At 59.7% G+C, this 19,762-nt stretch carries 18 protein-coding genes; 9 read left to right on the top strand and 9 right to left on the bottom strand.

Translation table 11 applies throughout. From position 1 onward, the window contains the following. Positions 1–458 precede the first annotated feature (458 nt). The 3 genes from frc (at position 459) to M0D69_RS39670 (ending at position 3,328) form a co-directional block, all read left to right on the top strand. Positions 459–1,706: a formyl-CoA transferase gene (gene frc / locus M0D69_RS39680; RefSeq protein WP_047846598.1), complete on the top strand. Its 1,248-nt coding sequence runs from the start codon at positions 459–461 to the stop codon at positions 1,704–1,706. Between the two features lie 112 nt (positions 1,707–1,818). Continuing rightward, a complete protein-coding gene (locus M0D69_RS39675) occupies positions 1,819–2,595 on the top strand; it encodes a fumarylacetoacetate hydrolase family protein (RefSeq protein ID WP_301787269.1) in 777 nt (258 codons plus the stop codon). Positions 2,596–2,608: 13 nt separating this feature from the next. Then, complete coding sequence (locus M0D69_RS39670) at positions 2,609–3,328, top strand: hypothetical protein (protein ID WP_301787268.1); 720 nt, start codon at positions 2,609–2,611, stop codon at positions 3,326–3,328. A 165-nt stretch (positions 3,329–3,493) separates the two neighbouring features. Here M0D69_RS39670 and M0D69_RS39665 read toward each other — a convergent pair whose 3' ends face one another. Together M0D69_RS39665 and M0D69_RS39660 are read right to left on the bottom strand one after the other, a co-directional pair. Further along, positions 3,494–3,820 carry a DUF4148 domain-containing protein gene (locus M0D69_RS39665; protein WP_301787267.1) on the bottom strand — a complete coding sequence of 109 codons (327 nt, stop codon included), beginning with the start codon at positions 3,818–3,820 and terminating at the stop codon, positions 3,494–3,496. A gap of 266 nt (positions 3,821–4,086) precedes the next feature. After that, positions 4,087–4,986 (bottom strand): LysR family transcriptional regulator, encoded by a 900-nt coding sequence (locus M0D69_RS39660; protein WP_301787266.1) that lies wholly within the window; start codon positions 4,984–4,986, stop codon positions 4,087–4,089. Between the two features lie 159 nt (positions 4,987–5,145). Between M0D69_RS39660 and M0D69_RS39655 the strand changes: the two genes are divergently transcribed. Together M0D69_RS39655 and M0D69_RS39650 are read left to right on the top strand one after the other, a co-directional pair. Continuing rightward, a complete protein-coding gene (locus M0D69_RS39655; protein WP_301787265.1) occupies positions 5,146–6,777 on the top strand; it encodes an NAD-dependent malic enzyme in 1,632 nt (543 codons plus the stop codon). 251 nt (positions 6,778–7,028) lie between these two features. After that, positions 7,029–8,738 (top strand): IS1634 family transposase, encoded by a 1,710-nt coding sequence (locus M0D69_RS39650; RefSeq protein ID WP_301787264.1) that lies wholly within the window; start codon positions 7,029–7,031, stop codon positions 8,736–8,738. A gap of 69 nt (positions 8,739–8,807) precedes the next feature. Here M0D69_RS39650 and M0D69_RS39645 read toward each other — a convergent pair whose 3' ends face one another. After that, positions 8,808–9,332: a hypothetical protein gene (locus tag M0D69_RS39645; RefSeq protein WP_301787263.1), complete on the bottom strand. Its 525-nt coding sequence runs from the start codon at positions 9,330–9,332 to the stop codon at positions 8,808–8,810. A gap of 277 nt (positions 9,333–9,609) precedes the next feature. Here M0D69_RS39645 and pyrE point away from each other — a divergent pair, with 277 nt between their 5' ends. Both pyrE and M0D69_RS39635 read left to right on the top strand, forming a co-directional pair. Then, positions 9,610–10,125, top strand: a complete 516-nt coding sequence (pyrE, locus tag M0D69_RS39640; RefSeq protein ID WP_047846594.1) for an orotate phosphoribosyltransferase — start codon at positions 9,610–9,612, stop codon at positions 10,123–10,125. A gap of 46 nt (positions 10,126–10,171) precedes the next feature. Continuing rightward, positions 10,172–10,567 carry a VOC family protein gene (locus M0D69_RS39635; RefSeq protein ID WP_301787262.1) on the top strand — a complete coding sequence of 132 codons (396 nt, stop codon included), beginning with the start codon at positions 10,172–10,174 and terminating at the stop codon, positions 10,565–10,567. A 241-nt stretch (positions 10,568–10,808) separates the two neighbouring features. Here M0D69_RS39635 and M0D69_RS39630 read toward each other — a convergent pair whose 3' ends face one another. Beyond that, complete coding sequence (locus M0D69_RS39630) at positions 10,809–11,927, bottom strand: glycoside hydrolase family 71 protein (RefSeq protein WP_301787270.1); 1,119 nt, start codon at positions 11,925–11,927, stop codon at positions 10,809–10,811. An 869-nt stretch (positions 11,928–12,796) separates the two neighbouring features. Between M0D69_RS39630 and M0D69_RS39625 the strand changes: the two genes are divergently transcribed. Next, a complete protein-coding gene (locus tag M0D69_RS39625) occupies positions 12,797–14,329 on the top strand; it encodes a GGDEF domain-containing protein (protein WP_301787261.1) in 1,533 nt (510 codons plus the stop codon). 93 nt (positions 14,330–14,422) lie between these two features. Here the strand turns inward: M0D69_RS39625 and M0D69_RS39620 are convergent, their stop codons facing one another. From M0D69_RS39620 to M0D69_RS39600, 5 genes are all read right to left on the bottom strand, one after another. Then, positions 14,423–14,893, bottom strand: a complete 471-nt coding sequence (locus tag M0D69_RS39620) for a hypothetical protein (protein WP_301787260.1) — start codon at positions 14,891–14,893, stop codon at positions 14,423–14,425. Positions 14,894–15,076: 183 nt separating this feature from the next. Further along, positions 15,077–16,369 (bottom strand): FAD-binding oxidoreductase, encoded by a 1,293-nt coding sequence (locus M0D69_RS39615; protein WP_301787259.1) that lies wholly within the window; start codon positions 16,367–16,369, stop codon positions 15,077–15,079. Between the two features lie 9 nt (positions 16,370–16,378). After that, a complete protein-coding gene (locus M0D69_RS39610; protein WP_301787258.1) occupies positions 16,379–17,125 on the bottom strand; it encodes an amino acid ABC transporter ATP-binding protein in 747 nt (248 codons plus the stop codon). Beyond that, the gene (locus tag M0D69_RS39605) at positions 17,122–17,778 is read right to left on the bottom strand and encodes an amino acid ABC transporter permease (protein ID WP_301787257.1); all 657 of its coding nucleotides are present in this window, start codon (positions 17,776–17,778) and stop codon (positions 17,122–17,124) included. The genes M0D69_RS39610 and M0D69_RS39605 overlap by 4 nt, the downstream gene beginning before the upstream one ends. A gap of 31 nt (positions 17,779–17,809) precedes the next feature. After that, positions 17,810–18,577, bottom strand: a complete 768-nt coding sequence (locus M0D69_RS39600; protein ID WP_301787256.1) for an ABC transporter substrate-binding protein — start codon at positions 18,575–18,577, stop codon at positions 17,810–17,812. Between the two features lie 163 nt (positions 18,578–18,740). Here M0D69_RS39600 and M0D69_RS39595 point away from each other — a divergent pair, with 163 nt between their 5' ends. Further along, positions 18,741–19,565: an IclR family transcriptional regulator gene (locus M0D69_RS39595; RefSeq protein WP_301787255.1), complete on the top strand. Its 825-nt coding sequence runs from the start codon at positions 18,741–18,743 to the stop codon at positions 19,563–19,565. The last annotated feature ends 197 nt before the right edge of the window (positions 19,566–19,762 follow it).

The raw sequence follows: 19,762 nt of genomic DNA, 5'->3' as shown, positions 1-19,762 counted from the left end.
AAGAAATGACGTGCCGCCACGCACAGTGGCTAATAGTGATAAAGAAATCAGCTAATTCATGCAGACCGCGAAGGCCGAAAGCACCAACCCAGCACCAACCCCCTCCCACTAACGCCAGAACCCAAAAAAAACCGTCCACCGGCGCGAGCACCAACCCTTGTGCATTTGCAGCAAAAAAAGACCAAAATCTGCCATTACATGAGTATCTCCCGCTTATTGCATCGCAGCATCGCATCAATAAAGCACAAATTTGCTTGACTAATACTGTGTATGGAATATTGTATATCACAGAGAACGCGCTTCATCGCTGCGCCGTAAGGGGCTTTGCCAGCTACAGAACGTGAGAGAAAAAGCCCATCATGTTCAAGCAGGCCAAACCCGCCGCAGCAACACCCAGCACCGCCCGCAGGGCAATACAAGTAACACGATATAAAACCTGATAAAGGTTAGGAGACAGCATGAGCAAAGCCCTCGACGGAGTGCGTATCCTCGATTTCACGCACGTTCAATCAGGCCCGACCTGCACGCAATTGCTTGCATGGTTCGGCGCCGATGTCATCAAGGTCGAGCGCGCGGGCGCAGGCGATATCACGCGGGAGCAACTGCGCGATATCCCCGACGCCGACAGCCTCTACTTCACAATGCTCAACCACAACAAGCGTTCGATCACCATCGATACGAAAAATCCGGAAGGCAAGAAGGTCCTCGAATCGCTCGTGAAAAAATGCGACGTGCTGGTCGAGAACTTCGCGCCAGGCGCACTCGACCGGATGGGCTTCACGTGGGAACGCATCCAGGAGCTGAATCCGAAGATGATCGTGGCGTCGGTGAAAGGCTTCGGTCCCGGCCCCTACGAAGACTGCAAGGTCTACGAAAACGTCGCGCAGTGCGCAGGCGGCGCAGCATCGACGACCGGTTTCGACGACGGCCCACCCGTCGTCAGCGGCGCGCAAATCGGCGATTCGGGCACGGGTCTGCACCTCGCGCTCGGCATTGTCACGGCGCTCTATCAGCGTAACGCAACCGGTCGCGGCCAGAAGGTGCTCGCCGCCATGCAGGACGGCGTGCTCAACCTCTGCCGCGTCAAGCTGCGCGACCAGCAGCGGCTGGAACGCACCGGCACGATGAAGGAATATCCGCAATACCCGAACGGCACGTTCGGCGAGGCCGTGCCGCGCGCCGGCAATGCATCGGGCGGCGGGCAGCCGGGCTGGATCCTGAAGTGCAAGGGCTGGGAAACCGATCCGAACGCGTACATCTACTTCATCACGCAGGCCCCGGTCTGGGGCGAGATCTGCAAGGTGATCGGCAAGGAGGAGTGGATCGATCACCCCGACTTCCGCACGCCGGCCGCACGGCTTCCGCATCTCAAGGGCATCTTTGCCGAGATCGAACAGTGGACCATGACCAAGACCAAGTTCGAGGCCATGGAGATCCTCAACCAGCACGACATTCCGTGCGGCCCGATCCTGTCGATGAAGGAAATTGCCGAAGACCCGTCGTTGCGCAAGACCGGCACGATCGTCGAAGTGGACCATCCGGTGCGTGGCAAATACCTGACCGTCGGCAACCCGATCAAGCTCTCCGATAGCCCCACCGACGTCGTGCGTTCACCGCTGCTCGGCGAACACACCGACGAAGTGATGGCGGAACTCGGGTATTCGCCGGATCAGGTCGCGACGTTGCGAAGCCTCGGCGCGATCTAGTTCGTCTCGCGCGTACGTGGCATACGCCATGTACGTCGCGTAAAGGTAGGCATCGCTGGTTTTGACTGCCGTGCTTCAAAGACGGCAGCACCACTTCTTCAGGGCTTTCAACGTGGCTAACTGGATACGTTTTTCCCGCGCCGATGGCGCGGTGGGCTTTGGCACGCTGTCCGAAGATGGCCGTCGTGTCACGCCATTCGATGGTTCTCCCTTCGAGCGTGCGGAACCGGCAGGTCATGAGTTCGCTATAGAAGACATCACGCTGCTGGCACCCTGTCAGCCGGGCAAGATCGTCGCGTTATGGAACAACTTCTATGCCCTCTCAAAGAAACTCGATAAAGCGCCGCCCACCCATCCGCTGTTCCTGATCAAGCCCGCACGGTCTGTCATCGGCACGCATGAACCGATACGGCGGCCCGTCAGCTACACCGGCAAGATCGCTTACGAAGGCGAGCTCGGCATCGTGATCGGCCGGCGCTGCTCGTCGGTATCGGTGGAAGAAGCCGAGGCCGCGATCTTCGGCTACACGTGCGTGAACGACGTCACGGCCGGCGAACTGCTGCAGGAAGATCCGAACTTTCCGCAATGGTGCCGCGCGAAGGGATTCGATACATTCGGTTGCCTCGGACCTACGATCGCGACCGGATTCGACTGGCGTGCGGCACGCGTGATCACCACGCTCGACGGCGTCGAACGGCAGAACTATCCGCTCGACGACATGATCTTCACGCCCGCCGAACAGGTCAGCCTGATCTCGCACGACATGACGCTAGAACCCGGCGATGTCATCGCATGCGGCACGTCGCTTGGCATCGGATCGATCAAGGATGGGGCCGAGGTAAGTGTCTCGATCGAAGGCATCGGGACCCTGGTTAACCGTCTGCTCTGACACGGAGACATCGATGCTCGACGGGGCGTTGTGTGCGTTCGCAGTGATGGCGTCGATGCAAAGCCTGAAGTCGCCGGGCAGGATGTCGCCAACGCGGCGGCAGGCATTACGCGATGCAGCCGGCGTGGGCACGGCGGTCATCGTCGCTTACGGCATGGCGACCGGCTTTGACTCGACGCTGCTCGCGCTGGCCATCGCGGCGCTCGCCATGCTGACACCACGGTTCGGCCGGAGCACGCCCGCGTCGTTGCAAAGCGCACTGGCGCTGGCCGCGCTTGCGTCGGCATCGGCGGATCGGGCGCTTGGCTTCGACCCGGGTGCGTCGCTTGGACTGACCGCGCTCGGCGGTCTCGCGGCGATTGCCTTCGTGTTGGTACTGGGCCGCGTGCGCTTCGGTGTATCGAATGCAAAGCTGATGAACGCGATGCACTTCGCATGCGCCGCATTGTGTACGGTCATTGCGTATACAGCGGGGTTCGAAGGCGGCGCGGTGTCGGTGGTGATCATCGGTGCCATGGTTGCGTTGATCGGCGCTTACCTCGCGATGGCCATGGCCGATCGCGCGTACCCGGTTTTTATCGCAGCGTTGAATGGGTACGCGGCGTGTTCCGTCGTCGCGGCGGGTGTCGGGTTGGCAAACGGCGCACTTGTGGTGACCGGCGTGGCGCTCGTGCTCGGATGCGTGGCGACTTGTACGAGCGTCAGGCCGTCGGGTGCGCCTAGCGAGAAGTAAGCGCATCGCAATGATGCTTGTTGCCGCCGTAAGGTGCCAGCTCTTCAGATAGTCTGCATGCCTTATTTAAGGATCAGGCATAAAAAACCGCCCGGAGCCTTTAAGCAACGAGCGATTTTTCGTTCCTACGCCACGCAATCAATTCGCAGCGTGCACAGTCAGATCTTAGTGGCCAAAGTAGATCGAATGCTGGTTGATGTCCGAAGCCGGCGCAACGGTTGCCCGCATGCCGGAAGCCGACGTACCGCTCGTCGCCGGGCCATACGATTGCGCTTCAACGCCGCTCTTTGCATCGACACGTTGCTCTGCCGCTTGCAGCGCTTGCGGGTAATAGTTGTCGTTGGTTGCCGGGTTGTAGCCAGCTTGTTCGAGCTGGGTCAACTGGGCGCGGACTTCAGCACGCGTCACAGGTGCGTTGTCCTGAGCAAGGGCTACTGTAGGGGCAGCAAGAGCCGAGGCAATAAGCAGGGCGGGGAGCAGTGACTTGGTCATGATGGAACCTCCAGAGTTTGTTTTTCGGTTTCGGAACGCGTTGCGACTGAGTGTTGGTGTCTGCATTCGCTTCTGATCAAAACAAGCTTAGGTTGTCTATCGACCATTTAAAACGATAGTTTCAGCGAAATATATTTGCTGTTTCGGCAACAATATAAGAAATTTTCAATGTGAAAACACTCTGATGACCCTATTTCGGTAATAAATCTCGGATGTAAAAGTTCACTGAACGAATCAGCAATAAGTGCCGATATCACCGCGAAGCACTACTGAGAGACGCGAAAGTGCTCGACCAGGAAGTCGATGAACGCGCGAATACGCGCCGGTTGATTGCGGCGGCTTGGATAGTAGACAAACAAGTCGGCCGGTGGCAGCAGGAATTCCGGCAGCACGACTTTCAGCCGGCCGCTTTCCAGGTATTTAGCGAGGTCCCATTCGGAGCGGATCGAGATACCGTGTCCATCGAGCGCCCAGCCGAGCACGATGTCTCCGTCATTACTCGAGAGACTGCCGTGCACCTTGACCGACACCGTCTCGCCGTCGCGCGTGAAACGCCAGACGCCGTAAGCATCGTCGTTCTGCCGGTGGAGGATCGTCCTGTGCCGCGCGAGATCCGCAAGCGCCGCCGGGTTGCCGTGCCGCTGCAGATACGCCGGCGATGCGCACAGATAGCGCCGGTTCGACATGATGCGGCGCGCGTTGAGCCGCGTATCGGGCAACGCCCCGAACCGGAGCGCGAGATCGAAACCCTGCTCCACGATATCCACCGGCCGGTCCGTCACGTCCAGTTGAACCTCGACTTGCGGATAACGTTGCACGAACGCCGAGACGAGCGGTGCGATGGTCGTGCGGCCAAAGCCGAGCGAGGCATTCACGCGCAATATGCCGCGCGGCGCTTCGCGGCTGCGCGATACTGCATCTTCCATCTCGCGCACGGCGGCAAGAATACGCGTAGCGTGTCGCAGATAAGTGTCGCCCTCGTCGGTCAGGCTCGCGCTGCGCGTGGTGCGGTTCACGAGCCTGACACCCAGCCGCTGCTCCATCAACGCGAGCCGCCGGGTTGCTGCAGGTGGTGTGAGATCGAGCGCACGCGCGGCGGCAGACAAGCTGCCGAGGCGCGCCAGTTGGACAAAAAACTCGAGATCGGAGGTGACGTCGTTCTTCACTTAAACTGAATAATCAAATGAGTACCGGTGAAGTGTAACGCGGCAATGGAAGCGTAAGCTTCGTTATCAACTTGTACGGCACGGCGAGTTGAAGGCATCCCGACGTATTCATCCGCTAATCGGCGCAGTCCGCAAGCGCCGGCTGACAGGAGTATTGCAATGCAAAAACCTAGCGAGCTTACCGGCCGCGACCTTCTTCGCGATCCTCGTCTTAACAAGGGTTCCGCCTTCACCGAAGCCGAACGCCGCCAATACCATCTTGAAGGGCTGTTGCCCCCGGGCTGCAGTTCGCTGGCACTTCAGGTCGCACGCACGCATACGGAACTCGCTGCCCTCGACAACGACCTGCAAAAGTATCTCCTGTTGTCCGATCTTCAGGCTCGCAACGAGACGTTGTTCTATGCCACGATCATGTCCGATCCGGCGACGTTCATGCCGCTCGTGTACACGCCGACGGTCGGTGAGGCATGCCAGAAATTCAACCATATCTTTCGCGCGACGCGAGGCATGTATGTGCCCATTTCGGCACGCGGCCGGGTTAAAGAACTGCTGCAAAACTGGCCGGAGAAGGATGTTCGTTTTATCGTGGTGACGGATGGCGAACGCATTCTCGGACTAGGCGATCTGGGCGTCGGCGGGATGGGCATTCCTATCGGCAAACTTTCACTCTACACCGCATGCGCGGGCGTACCGCCTCAATATTGCTTGCCAGTGATGCTGGATGTGGGTACCAATAACCGTGACCTGCTCGACGATCCTCTCTATCTCGGCCTGCGTCAGGAACGTGTCCGTGGCGATGAATATCATGCGTTCGTGAATGAGTTCGTCGAAGCGGCGCAGGAGCTGCATCCGAAATGCTGCGTCCAATGGGAAGACTTCGCGAACTTCAATGCCGTCCCGTTGCTCGCGCGTTACAAGGACAAGATCTGTACTTATAACGATGACATCCAGGGCACCGCAGCCGTCGCGCTGGCGGGCATTTTCGCCGCGCTTCACATCTCGAAGCAAAAGCTCGTTGACCAGCGTTTCCTGTTTCTGGGTGGCGGTTCGGCGGGAACCGGCATTGCCGAATTGATCAGCCAGGCGATGGTGCTTGAGGGTTTGAGTATCGACGAAGCGCGGGCACGCAACGCGCTATTCGACGTGAACGGGCTGATGGTGAAATCACGTCAGGATCTCGCGGATTTCCAGAAGCCGTTCGCCGTGGATCACGCACCCATAGACACGTTTGTGGACGCAGTCAAAGCGCTGAAGCCGACGGGCATCATCGGTGTCAGTACGGTGCCGAAGCTGTTCAATCAGCATGTGATCGAGGCAATGGCGGAGATCAACGAGCGTCCGATCATCTTCCCGTATTCGAACCCGACATCGCGCTCAGAGTGCACCGCCGAGGAAGCCTACCGGTGGTCAGCGGGGCGCGCTATTTTCGCTAGCGGCAGCCCGTTCCCGCCGGTGGAAATAGAAGGGCGCACGTTTGTTCCCGGACAGGGCAACAACGTCTATATTTTCCCTGCGCTGGGGATGGCCGTGTTCGCCACGCAGGCGAGCCGCGTGACGGACCAGATGTTCATTGTCGCGGCGAAAGCGGTAGCCGAGCAGGTCTCTGAAGCGAGTCTTGCAACCGGGCTGATCTATCCGCCGCAGAGCAAGATTTTCGAGGCGTCGCTTCATGTGGCCGTGCGCGTGGCGGAGTGTATTTTCGACAACCAGTTGGCGCGTGTGCCAAGGCCGGACGACATCGCTGCACTGATCCGCAACTGCGCTTATAAGCCGGCGTACCCGGCCCTCTGAACGGGCGCGGCGGGAGGAGAAGCGTTTCGTTTGCAGAACAGCAACGCCTTCCGTAGTGGCCTGACGGGACCTTGCGCTGACGCATCCGGCTGGCAGCGGCACGCGATGCGCTAGGCCGAGCTTTGACTTCTCAAATAGCCGGAATCCGCACCAGCGCTGGGGTTCGGCTATTTTTTGGGGGCTATCATGTAGCCATGTAAAATAGTATTTGTATATTGCTTTTCTTTGATATTTTGCTTTAATTAGTGTTCATGTATATCGAACACGTCCCCAACCGCAACTCGCCGCCCGCGATCCTGCTGCGTGAGTCCTATCGCGACGGCAAGACGGTCAGGAAGCGCACCCTGGCCAACCTGTCATCGCTGCCCGCTGAGGTGATCGAAGGCTTAAAGGCCTTGCTACGCGGCGGCGTCGCGGTGCCATCGCTCGACGACGCCTTCGTGATCGAGCGCAGCCTGCCACACGGGCATGTGGCCGCCGTGCTCGGCGCGGCACACGCCTGCGGTGCCGAGCAGTGGTTTGCGTCGGCGCCTGCCGCGCTGCGCTCGGTGGTGATGGCGCTGCTGGTGGCGCGGGTGGTCTCGCCTGCTTCCAAGCTCGCCACGCATCGCATGCTGTGCGAGCAGACCGCGACCCACTCGCTGTCGCGGCTGCTGAAGCTGGGCGACGTCGACCTCGAGCAGGTCTATGCCGCGCTCGACTGGCTGGGAGAAGCTCAGCAAGGCATCGAGAAGCGCCTTGCTCGGCAGCATCTGGGTGGCAGTATGCTGGTGCTCTATGATCTCACCTCCACGTGGGTGACCGGACGCTGCTGCGAGCTCGCGGCGCGCGGCTACAGCCGCGATGGCAAGCGTGACGACCCGCAGATCGTGTTCGGCTTGGTCTGCACTCCTGCGGGCATCCCGGTGGCGGTCGAAGTCTTCGCCGGCAACACCGCCGATCCGGCCACCGTGGCACCTCAGGTGGCGAAGCTCAAGGAGCGCTACGGCATCGACCAACTCGCCTGGGTGGGTGACCGCGGCATGCTCACGCAGGCACGCATCGACACGGTATTGCGCCCGGCCGGACTGGACTGGGCGAGCAGCCTGCGCGCGCCGCAGATGGCTGCGCTCGCCCACGAGAAGGGACCCTTCCAGCCGTCGCTGTTTGATGAGCGTAACCTGCTCGAAGTAACCAGTGAGGCGTTCCCCGGCGAACGGCTCATTGTGTGTCGCAATCCGCTGCTGGCCGAGGAACGGACCCGCAAGCGCGAGGCCTTGCTGCAGGCCACCGAAGCTGAGCTGATGAAGATCGCCGAAGCGACCACGCGCGCCCGCAACCGCCTCAAGGGGACCGAGGCGATTGCCTTGCGCGTGGGCCGCGTCATCGATCACTACAAGATGGCCAAGCACTTCGAGTTGAACATCACCGACTCGAGCTTCACGTGGGGGCGCAAGTCCGAACAGATCCAGCAGGAAGCCGCGCTCGATGGCCTGTATGTGGTGCGCACGAGCTTGCCGGCCGCGGCACTATCCGCCGAGGCGGCCGTGTCGGCCTACAAGGGCCTGGCGGTGGTGGAGCGCGCCTTCCGTTCGCTCAAGACAGTCGATCTGCAGGTGCGCCCGCACGTCTTTCTGTGCATGCTCGCTTACTACGTCGAGTGGCACATGCGCGAGAAGTTAAAGCCGATGCTGTTTGACTATGAGTACGTCGAACAAGCGCGGGCGGCCCGGCCTTCACCGGTGGCCAAGGCGCGACGTTCGGACCAGGCGAAAGCCAAGGACGCGACCAAACTTGGCGAGGATGGCTTGCCGGTTCACAGCTTCCGTACGTTGCTCGAGGACCTGGCGACGCTCGCGTACAACGTCTGTCACACGCCACTCAACCCGGATGCCAGGCTCGTCATGACGACGCGGCCCACCCCCGTTCAGGAAAAGGCCTTCCGCCTGCTCAACGTCAGCCCTGTCGCCTGTACCCAGTAATCGCTTCGCTCGCGCGCACATAACCGTGATAAATCAAAGAATTATGCGCGTCGGCGCTCAAAGCTCGGGCTAGGCGAGCGCGGCCCGGATGCGTCCGATCGCCTCGATCTCCGGGGCCCCTTCGCCAAGCTGTTCGCGAGGGCACCACGGGTACGGCAGGGCGTCCGCCCATCGCAGGATCGGCTCGACCGCGTCCTGCGGCAGCGTCGTCATTTCCTCGATAGTGATTCGAAGCTTCCGGACCTGTCCGGAATCCTCCGCCGTGCGCCATTCGTATCGGCCGAAACCGGCGCGCGCTAGGTCGGTGCCTTTTTCCGACATGCATACCAGCCAGTTGCAACTGAACGCCGGTCCGCCGGCGGGCGGCTCGCCAATGCAGAACGTGTAGACGTTCTCATAACGCTGCGCAAACTCGCTCACCAGAACATTCGAAATAGCTTTCGCACCTTTGACCGTGCCCGGGAACGAGATTTCCTGGGTGTTCACTTGCATTGTCAGTTCGGCGTCGGCGGTAAACGCGTTCGCGATCAAAAACGGGCGATTGCCGTCCTTGGCCCGAATATAGGTTTCGATGGATTTTTGCAGGGTGATCATGGACAGTTCTTCAGTGGCTAAGCTGACGGGTGGGGGCTGGTGCGCGCCAAGTCTATCGCTGCCCGGCGCGTCCGGGGCGGTATCCCTTCTTCCTTGGCGGGCATGCGGATGGGCTTTATCGAAGCGTTTTATGGCCGGATAATTTGGGCCGAGATCCTGTTATTGCGCGCAATCAGATTACCGGGCTCTGGAGAATTGCTTCCTCGAAAGCGAGTTTTCGCGTAGATTTGCGACCGCGAAACAATTGTTACCCGGTAAAAGTAAGAGGAAACCATTCATGACCATTGCCCGGCGAATCCGCGAAGTGTCCAAGTTGAGCGGCGATTTCCTGCTGCGTTCAGGCAAGCGCAGCAACACCTACTTCGATAAATATCGCTTTGAGTCCGATCCCGTATTGCTGAAAGCGATTGCGGAAGCGATGGTGCCCCTGATCCCTCCAGGCACCGAAGTATTGGGCGGTCTCGAGATGGGCGGTATTCCCATCGTGACCATGCTCAGCCAGGTGACTGGCTTGCCTGCCGCCTACATCCGCAAGGAAGCGAAAGAATACGGCACCTGCAAGTACGCGGAAGGCGCGGAGCTGGCCGGACGCAAGCTCGTGCTGATCGAGGACATTGTGTCGAGCGGCGGCGCAATCTCCGACGCCGTGGCGAAACTTCGCGCCGACGGCGTGCCGGTCTCGCTGACGCTGTGCGTGATCGACCGTGAAAGCGGCGGCAAGGAAATGCTTGCCGGAATCGGTATCGAGTTGAAATCCCTCTATACATTCTCGCAAATCGAAGCGGGCCAATAGCCGCTCTCCGGTCTCCTTCGACCCTTCCATCTTCAGCGGCCCGAGCATGCAGCTTCTCGATCACGTTTCCATTGGTGTGCCCGATCTCGACATCGCCCGGCGCTTTTACGACGCGCTCATGAGCACGCTCGGCGCGGTGAAGGTGTATGACCTGCCTCACGCGCTTGGATACGGCGAGCGATGTACGTCAGAGGACACCGTGTCGACTTGTCTTGCGGTGTACCTGGACCAGGGCGCCATAGGCGACAACAAGCGGCACTGGTGTTTCAAGGCTGCGTCCCGCGCGCAAGTTGACGCGTTTTATGCGGCCGGCCTTGCGGCGGACGGCCGCTCGGATGGCGCTCCCGGATTACGATCCCACTATCATCCGGCTTATTACGCCGCGTTTCTCTACGATCCCGCGGGAAATCGCGTTGAGGCGGTCTGTCACCTCGTCGCCTGACGGGTGCTCCGCTCACGCTTCGCTACGCATCCGCGCTGCCAGAAAAGTAGTTGTATCCGCCGGAGAAGTCGTCGTCGGTGATGGCTTGTTCGCCGGCTTTGTCGATGATGGTTTTGCCGTGCCGTTGCAGCACGAAACGGGGCGTGCCGGCCCGCGCATTCGAACCGACATGTGTGACCCGCGGGCACGTCGAAGCGCGTGACGGAGCCCGCCAACGTCACCGCAAGCACGGCCGGCGCCGTCATGAACACTGTACATGGATCTGCGACGACAGGGGTTCCTGAGCGCGCGGCGGGGTGCTGGCATCGTGTGCGCCTGGCCCTTGCTGACGCTCCTGCCCGAGCGGATTCAGTCGATAAAAATAGAACAACCGGTCCCGCGTGATTGCAGGCTTGCTACCCGACTTGAACCATTGGATGTAGTACTCGCTCGCGTCGAGATAGGCAGTATGCGAGAGCAGATCGCCCAAGCGGTCGTCATAGACATGAGCCCGGCCTGTGCCGCCGTCTGGCTCGATTGGCGCAACATACGTGGACTCGGCCCAGTCATTCCATGTCACGATCTGCACCCACGTGGCGCCGGATGCGATCGCGGCTTCCCACTCGGTCGCCATGCCGGACAAACCATTGATTTCGAACGCGCGATAGTTGGTGCCCGCCGGCAGCCCGCGATAATACGGCGTGACCGGGGCCATGAATACTTTGCCGCAGGTCTTGAGTGCCGCGCTGAGTGCTTCGGTGGACCTCGCGATCAGGTCCGGCGCACCCGCCGCGCCGAAGTAGAAGTAACCGTTCGCACTACCAAGACGTTGCGCAACCTGAGCGGCTTGGCGCGCGGAGATCTGGCGCTCGCCCGTAGCCGGAAAAAAGTGAGGCACGAAGAACGCGCCGAGGCTCTCGGCTTCGCGGGCGAGTGCGATGCTATCGCTGAAACCTTTTCCGCCTGCGGCATAGGCGGACAGCACTGGCTTGCCATCTGCACGCAATTGCGCCTTGAGACCCCGCGTGGTTGCGACGATATCGTTGAGTTCGTCCTGCGCCTGGCCGTCTGCGGAGACGAATAGTTTGAAGTCGAAGTCGAGATGCACGGCCGCATCGTACAGACGCAGCACCCGCCTTTTGTAGTGCGGCTCACTGGCATCCCAGCCACCACAATTGAGTGCGAAGCCGTCGATGCCGCGCGCGTGCGCATCGCGGAATTCCGCCTGATATGACGCAACGGTTGCCTGTGGCCCACCGCGAGGCCAAGCCACCATGTAGTGAGCAAAGACACGTTTACGTGTACTGTCCGCAGTAAGCGGTGGTATTGCAGCGCTTGCGGTGAGGGGTACTGTGCACGACAACGACAAGCAGGCAAGCATGAAGCGGCGGCGTCCCGGAATCGGACTTGATGTCATGGAGGGCAGCTCAAAAAATGTCTGCCCCGATAGTAGCCGTATTGCGAGGATTGGCATGTGAGGATTTGGGCACATGAACGACTCGCCGAAACCAAACACACGATCGTGAACGCGAGTGCGAACCGCATGATGCACAAACCTTCGCAATCCAAAGGATTGGTGACTGTATTGCTGCCGCTATGTCTTCGGTTGGAAGGATCTCTCAGGTCCCATAGCGAGCAAGCAGCATTCGCTTAACCATGGCTCATGGGGTGAAGAAGGGGTGAAAAAAAAACGGCCCACCCCTGAGGGTGGGCCAAGCTGCAGTCACTTGCATCACTCACAACCGCGTCTGGGAGAAGACGCATAACCAGTGTAGGCCGTGCCCGCCGCGAATGCGTTGCAAGGCTGCTTACATGCATTACGCCGCATGACAACGATTCGATAGAAACAGGTGGAACACGCATTGCGCGCTTGGGCACTGTCTGCAAACCGGAGCCCTGAATATGGCGTGAACAATGACTCTGCAGTAAGGATTTTTAAAATTACAAAACGCCAACATTGTGATTGTAATGACGGGACTTAACGCGCGTGCCAGCAAGAAGATCTTCGCGTGTTCAACCCGGAGCGCATAAAATAATCGCATGATGAATGAGCGGCAGGGTGCACACTGAAGAAACGCGAGGAATTAAGAAAATCGAAAGGTCGGACGCGCGAGCCAGGCGATAGGTGATTGCGGCTTGGCGGAGCCGCTTCCTGCAAGTGAAAGGGTCGATCGGCGAAGTGCGAATGCGCAGCTCGGCTAGGGCCGGCCAAGCGCCAGACAATAGCGCCTTAGCGTTGGAAGCCTTCGAATGTTAATAAAACCGACTATTTTCTTTCGGCTAAGAGCGGCTTTGGCGCGCCATCCGAATGCAATCGGTGCAGGCAGCGTTGCTTTCTCGGTGATCGTGCTGGGATTCGCCCTCGCGGTTCTGGTGCAGGCGCGGCAGGATGCGACCGCTCGGGCTATCGAGAATGCGGACAACCTCGCGCGCGTCATTGAACATGACATCACTTACACCGCCGAACTGACGGACCTCTCGATTCAAGCAGCCGTGGACGGTGCACAAGACGCAGACGTCATGCGGTTACCGGAACACCTGCGTAAAGAAATTCTCTTCGACCGGTCCGCTACCGCCAGCCAGTACATAGGCTCGTTGTTGTGCCTTGATTCGCGCGGCAAGATCATCGTCGACTCTACAAGCGCGGTTCCACGCAGCGTCGATCTCGCGGATAGATTGTGGTTCACGGTTCATCGCGACAACCCGAACCTGGGGCTGTTCATCAGCCGTCCATTGCACTCGCGCCTCAATCCCGACGAAGTCGACCTTATGTTCAGCCGGCGGGTCAATCATCCCGATGGCTCGTTCGCGGGCGTTGTTGTGGCAGCCTTCCGGCTCGACTACTTCAAGAACTTGCTGTCGGGTGTCCGGCTTGGTACGGGCGGCGCCATCACGCTCCTGCAGGACGACGGTCACGTGATCTTGCGTTATCCGAATGATGAGACCCAGGTCGACGAGGATTTCACGGGACGGAAAAACTTTGAGCGGTTCAGACAAACTCATGAGATGTCGTTCTTCGGTACGTCGGGCCGAGACGGTCAGGAGCGGCTTTATTACTTCCGCGAATTCGACAAGCTGAAAATGATTGTCATCATTGCGCCGTCGAGCCGGTACGTCTTCGCGGACTGGACGAGCCGGGCGTGGTATATCGGCATTGTGACCGCGCTGTTGATCGTCGGTCTTCTGTTTGCCGCACAGCTTCTCTCCGTGGAGTTCCGGCACAGGCTGGAGGTGGAGGAGCATTTGCGCAACATGACGCGTATCGATGGCCTCACGGGACTAACCAACCGTCATAGTCTCGACGATCGTCTCATGATCGAATGGCTCCACTCAAAACGCTCGGGAAAACCGTTGGCGCTGCTGTTCGTGGATATCGACCGGTTCAAGAATTACAACGACACATACGGTCATCAGGCAGGTGACGACGCGTTGACCGCTGTTGCACAGGCGATCGCGCGAAACAGTCAGCGGCAGGGTGACATAGCGGCCCGGTTCGGGGGCGAGGAGTTTGTCGTGGTGCTGCCGGAGACGGACGGCGCGGGTGCTGCGGTCGTGGCAGCCAACATTCATTCGGCTGTCCGCGCGCTGGCAATCGAGCACACGGGGAGCGAACACGGTGTCATCACGGTGAGCATCGGCGTGGCCTGTACGGACACCGAGGAGGTGGCCGACGCGCTCGCGCTGATCAAGGTGGCGGATCAGGCCGTGTATCGGGCGAAAGCATCCGGCAGAAATCAAACGAGCACGGCCGAGCCGTATGGCGACGCGGCCGTGACGACCTGAGTTGTTTCCTCATGCTCCGCTAAAAGAGATCGAGGCGATCAGGGCACGCCTCGCCTCGATACCCGCACCGTCCATCCAGCCGCATTCCCTCCGTCACGCCGCGCCGGTCACCATACTCTTATCGCGTGTCGACGTGACGTGTTGCCTGGCCGCCTCGTTGCTGTGAGAAAGCGCGCGCAATGCAAGGGAAAACGCTAGCTGGGTGTCGTGAGCGACCGCGCTACGGTCTTCATCGAAGTGTTTTGCTGCGTGCCGCAGATGCTGCGCTGCCTGCCCGTGGAGCTCTGCGGCCGTCGCGTGATGCTGCGCTGCGCTCGTACTGTCTGCGGAACCCGTTGGTGGTGGCAATACCGTCGACGCGCCGGCGTTGTGTTTGACGACGTTGTTGGCCTCGTCGATAGCGTGTAGCGCGTGACCGTGCGCCAGGATCGCTTGATGTGCTGCGTGGTCGTAATCCTTGCCTGCGCCGAAATGGTGTGACGCCTCGCGATGAAATTTTGCTGCCTGCTCGTGATGCGATGCTGCGGCTTCGAGATGTCCCTTTTTACTTTGTTTTGTGTTCATGACTGCTCCTCCTGTACGACTGTCCGACTTCGACGGTGACCGGTCGCGTGAGTCACATAAATCACATCGATCACATGACAACGCGACAGGCCGGAACCTATCCAATGAAATCTACGCTTCTTTGGTTCCCGAGTGTCTTTTTTCGGAGGCCGGCACGGTCTTTCCAGTGGTTATTGAGCCTTGTCAGGAAAGCGCATCGAGCAAGCCATACCACGCCACTCCTGCGCTGATATAGACGCGCTGCAGCGTGTGAAAGGGAATCGGTTTGATCGATGTGGGCGGCACCGGCAGTCCCTGCGCCGCGCCGCTCATGAACGCCGCCAGATGTTTTCCCAGCGTCGTTGCCATCGCGATACCGCGTCCGTTGTAACCCAACGCGATCGTCAAACCTTCAGCGGGTGTGTGCACATGCGGCAGGAAATCCCGCGTAATCGCGATGCGTCCTGCCCATCGGTATTCATATTCGATACCCTCGAGTTGCGGATACATCAACCGCGCCGCGCGTTCGAGATGTGCCCAATCGGCCGCGCTGCGTGGTTCGCTGAAAGGACCACGACCGCCCATCAGCAAGCGGCCCGCGGCGTCTTTGCGGAAATACAGCAACAGCCGCCGCGAATCCGATGCCACTTCGCGTCCGGGCAGCACCGTTGCACCTATATCACCGGGTAACGGCCGCGTCGCGACGATAAAACTGTTCGCCGCGATCACCGATTGCGCGAGGCCAGGCCAGAGTGCATCGGTATAACCGTTGGTCGCAAGCAGCACTTGTTTTGCATCGACGACGTTACCGCTCGCGCATCGCACGCGCCATCCCGAGGGGCCTCGCTCGAGCGCAGCAGCGGGTGTCGCACCATGAATCGCGACGCCCGCTGCCTTGGCCGCGCGCGCCAGTCCACGCACATAACTCAAGGGCTGCACGCTGCCGGCGCGTTTGTCGATCCAGCCGCCCACAAAAGCTTCAGTACCAAGCCGCTTCGATACCTGCGAACGGTCGAGCAATTCGACGTGCGCACCACGCGCTTCCCACTGCCGCGCGCGGGCGTGAAGCGTGCCGAGCAGCTTGTTCGAATGCGTGGGTTGGATCCAGCCATTGCGTGTGGCGTCGCATTGAATATGGTGACGTTCGATGAGATCGAAGACGGTGTCCGCGGCACTGCCCGCGATCTGCGCGAGGGTTTCGCCATCGCGCGGACCATAACGACGGATCAGTTCGTCGGGATCGTACTTAAGCCCTGGAATCACCTGGCCGCCGTTGCGGCCGGACGCGCCCCAGCCCGGTTCGTTAGCATCGATCACGCAGACTTTCACACCATGTGCGGCAAGATGCAATGCGGTCGAGAGGCCGGTATAACCCGCACCGACAATCAGCACATCGGTTTTAACGGAGGCGTCGAGCGGCGGGGTATCGACGGCCGGTTCCGCGGTTGCAGCCCATAGGGAGGGCGGCAACGGTCGTGCAACTTCAGTAAGGCTCATGTTGGGTATTCAGGTCGAAGGCGCGTCGGAGGAGGTGAGCACCCTGCGCAGGAAGTCGCGCGTGCGGGGATGTTGCGGACGTTCGAGCAGATCGGCTGCGGCGCCTTCCTCGCAGATCGTGCCGTCGTAGAGAAAACACACCCGGTCCGCCACTTCGCGCGCAAAACTCATTTCGTGCGTGACGACGATCATCGTCATGCCGTCGTACGCGAGTTGGCGCATCACGTTCAACACTTCGCCAACGAGTTCCGGGTCGAGCGCCGACGTGGGCTCGTCGAACAAGATGGCTTTGGGCTCCATGGCCAGCGCGCGGGCGATCGCCACGCGTTGCTGCTGACCGCCCGACAATTCCGAAGGATAAGCATCTATTCGATGCGCGAGCCCGACCTTATCGAGCAGATGGCGCGCCTTTTCCCGGGCTTGGGCCCGGTCTTCTTTTTTCACGAACACCGGGCCTTCGCAGACATTCTCCAGCGCGGTGCGGTGCGGAAACAGGTTGAAGCGCTGGAACACCATGCCGACCTGCATGCGCAGTTCATGGATGTGCTTCGAGCGGGCATCGACTGCGCGGCCGTCAACCGTGATCGTGCCGGCGTCATGCGTTTCCAGGCCGTTGATGCAGCGCAGGAGCGTCGATTTACCAGAGCCCGAGGGGCCGATCAGGCAGACGACCTGACCTGCTTCCACGTTAAGGCTGACGCCCTTCAACACTTCCTGATCATGGAAGCGCTTATGAATCGACTCGACCCTGATCATCGTTTCCCCTTGAGACCGAGACGGCGTTCCAGACGACGCAAGCCATACACGAGCGGCAGGCTGAGCCCGAGATAAAGCAACGCAACCAGCGTAAATACAGTCATGTTCTGGAACGTCGACGATGCGATCAATTGTCCGGCACGCGTCATTTCAGCGACCGTGATAGTGGATGCGAGCGAGGAGTCCTTCAGCATCATCACGAGCGTGTTGCCATAGGGCGGCAGTGCAATCTTGAACGCCTGCGGCAACACCACGCGCCGCATGATCAGTCCGCCGCGCATGCCAATTGACTGCGCCGCTTCTATTTGCCCATGATCGATCGCCTGGATGCCCGCGCGAAAATTCTCGGCCTGGTACACGGAATACGCGATGCCCAGCCCGATAAATCCCGCCTGAAACGCGGATAACCGCACGCCGAGATCGGGCAGCACGAAGTAGATATAAAAAAGCTGGACGATGATCGGCAGTCCGCGGATCACGTTGATGAACGTTGCGGCGGAGTGCGAGGCAAGTTTGTTCGACGACACGCGCATCAGCGCCAGCAGCAGGCCGAGCAGCGTGCTCAGGATGAACGAGCAGAAGGTGATCTCGATCGTGACGACCGCGCCTTTCAGCAGGATCGGCAGGAAATCGATGGCGTTCTGGAAGAACATGGCTTCGATCCTCTCTATGCCGAGGCCGTCTTTATTCCACCTGCCATTTCTTGATGATCTGCATCAGCGTGCCGTCGGTCTTGATCTTCTTGATACCCGCATTCAACTGGTCGAGCGTGGTCGTATCGCCCTTGCGTACGACGAAGCACAACTGGCCTTTCACTTCCGGCTGGTATTCGGCGACCAGGCGCAACTGCGGATTCGGGTTGTGCTGAAGCTGGTAAGCAATGATCGGATGGTCGCCGAAGCCTGCCTTGATGCGCCCGAGTGCGACGTCGCGCATGATGTCGGCGACTGAATCGTAGGTGCGTACCTCTTTGAAGATGCCTTTCTTGTTCAACGCGTCAACGAACGCCGTACCGACCTGGGCGCCGACCACTTCGCCCTTGAGCGAGTCCATCGACGGGTATTTGCCGGTGTCGTCGGCGCGCACGATGAGGCCTTCGCCGTACGAATAAACCGTGTCCGAGAAGTCGACGACCTGCTGGCGTGCCGGCGTCTTCAGCATGGCGGCCGAGATGATGTCGATCTTCTTTGTAGTGAGCGACGGAATCAGTGAGGAAAACGTGGTTTGTTGGACGTCGACATCGAAGCCCGACGCCTTGCCGGTTGCCGTGATGGCATCGACCAGCAGGCCCTGGATCGAGTTGGTCTTGACGTCGAGGAATGTGAACGGCACGCCGGCAGCGGTCGAGCCGACCGTATAAGTGGGAGTGGCGGCGGCCGACGACGCCGGCGCTCCCGCGAGCAGCAATCCCGTTGCAAAGACAAAGGCGAAGCGTTTGACGAACTGGAACATGAGGCTCTCCACTTATGGGAAGGATCGAAGAAAATCGGTAAATGATGTTTTGAGTATCATATTCGAGACAAAAAAATCGTCAATCGAAATGTTCGTATCGCTATTCGATATGATAGTGTTGCAAGATGAACCTGAGCCCTGGGTCAAACAACTGGATAAATCCATGAGCCGAAACAAGCTGGATCTTCAGATTGACGCGCCTTCGGCAGCCGACGACACGCCGGACGCGCTGTTTAACCAGTCGCTGGAGAAGGGCATTGCGGTGTTGCGTGCGTTCAGTGCGCAGCGGCGAACGATGACGCTTCCGGAGGTGGCGGAGGCGACATCGATTACCAAGAGTTCTGCACAGCGCATGATCTACACGCTAGAAAAGCTGGGGTATGTGAAGAAGCATCCACGCACGAAGCGTTATCAGCTTGCGTTGAAAACTATGCAGATTGGCTTTAATTACTTGGCGGCGGACACGTTGATCGACGTTGCCAATCCGTTTTTATCCGAGCTTACGAATGTGACGGGGGAGACGACCAACCTGACGGAGCCGGATGACGTCGATATGGTTTATGTCGCGCGGTTTGTCTGCACGAAGTTCTTGCCGATCCACATGCCGATTGGCAGTCGCATTCCGATGTATTGCACGGCTTCGGGGCGGGCGTATCTTGCAGCGCTGCCGGAGGACGAGTCGCGTTTGCTGCTTGAGGGGAGTGAGCGGGTTGTGCATACGCAGTACACGGTGACGGATCTTGGCGAGATCGAGGCGCGGCTGGCGCAGGGGCGGCTTAGTGGTTATGCGTCGAATCGGGAGGAGTTGTTTATCGGCGATATGACGATTGCAGCGGCCGTGGTCGATGGGGAGCGGCGACCGGTTGCGTCGGTGCATGTGGTTGCACCTACGAGCAGGTGGACGCTTGCTGAAGCGGAGCAGCGGCTGGCGCCGGCGGTGATTGATTGTGCGCGGGGGATTAGTAATTCGATCCGCACACTCGGGTAGGTTGTTCGTTCGCACCGGTGGACGGGGGGTGGGTTTCGGGGTTGGCGGTTGGGGTTTATGCCGGGTTGGTGCTTTCGGCCTTAGCGGTCTGCACGAATTAGCTGATTTCTTTATCACTATTAGCCACTGTGCGTGGCGGCATTTCATTTCTTTTTCCAACGGCGAAAAAGAAACAGAAGCAAAGAAAACGCCTCCCA

The sequence above is a fragment of the Caballeronia sp. SEWSISQ10-4 2 genome, assembly GCF_030464885.1.
Taxonomy (GTDB): domain Bacteria; phylum Pseudomonadota; class Gammaproteobacteria; order Burkholderiales; family Burkholderiaceae; genus Caballeronia.
Note: the sequence above shows the minus strand (reverse complement) of the source record. Positions and strands in the feature narration are given on the sequence as shown.

Coding starts and splice junctions, on each gene's coding strand:
- M0D69_RS39610 (WP_301787258.1), bottom strand. CDS start 17,125: ATGATCAGGGTCGAGTCGATTCATAAGCGCTTCCATGATCAGGAAGTG.
- M0D69_RS39595 (WP_301787255.1), top strand. CDS start 18,741: ATGAGCCGAAACAAGCTGGATCTTCAGATTGACGCGCCTTCGGCAGCC.
- M0D69_RS39625 (WP_301787261.1), top strand. CDS start 12,797: ATGTTAATAAAACCGACTATTTTCTTTCGGCTAAGAGCGGCTTTGGCG.
- M0D69_RS39605 (WP_301787257.1), bottom strand. CDS start 17,778: ATGTTCTTCCAGAACGCCATCGATTTCCTGCCGATCCTGCTGAAAGGC.
- M0D69_RS39650 (WP_301787264.1), top strand. CDS start 7,029: ATGTATATCGAACACGTCCCCAACCGCAACTCGCCGCCCGCGATCCTG.
- M0D69_RS39600 (WP_301787256.1), bottom strand. CDS start 18,577: ATGTTCCAGTTCGTCAAACGCTTCGCCTTTGTCTTTGCAACGGGATTG.
- pyrE (WP_047846594.1), top strand. CDS start 9,610: ATGACCATTGCCCGGCGAATCCGCGAAGTGTCCAAGTTGAGCGGCGAT.
- M0D69_RS39630 (WP_301787270.1), bottom strand. CDS start 11,927: ATGCTTGCCTGCTTGTCGTTGTCGTGCACAGTACCCCTCACCGCAAGC.
- M0D69_RS39635 (WP_301787262.1), top strand. CDS start 10,172: ATGCAGCTTCTCGATCACGTTTCCATTGGTGTGCCCGATCTCGACATC.
- M0D69_RS39670 (WP_301787268.1), top strand. CDS start 2,609: ATGCTCGACGGGGCGTTGTGTGCGTTCGCAGTGATGGCGTCGATGCAA.
- M0D69_RS39645 (WP_301787263.1), bottom strand. CDS start 9,332: ATGATCACCCTGCAAAAATCCATCGAAACCTATATTCGGGCCAAGGAC.
- M0D69_RS39655 (WP_301787265.1), top strand. CDS start 5,146: ATGCAAAAACCTAGCGAGCTTACCGGCCGCGACCTTCTTCGCGATCCT.
- M0D69_RS39665 (WP_301787267.1), bottom strand. CDS start 3,820: ATGACCAAGTCACTGCTCCCCGCCCTGCTTATTGCCTCGGCTCTTGCT.
- M0D69_RS39620 (WP_301787260.1), bottom strand. CDS start 14,893: ATGAACACAAAACAAAGTAAAAAGGGACATCTCGAAGCCGCAGCATCG.
- frc (WP_047846598.1), top strand. CDS start 459: ATGAGCAAAGCCCTCGACGGAGTGCGTATCCTCGATTTCACGCACGTT.
- M0D69_RS39615 (WP_301787259.1), bottom strand. CDS start 16,369: ATGAGCCTTACTGAAGTTGCACGACCGTTGCCGCCCTCCCTATGGGCT.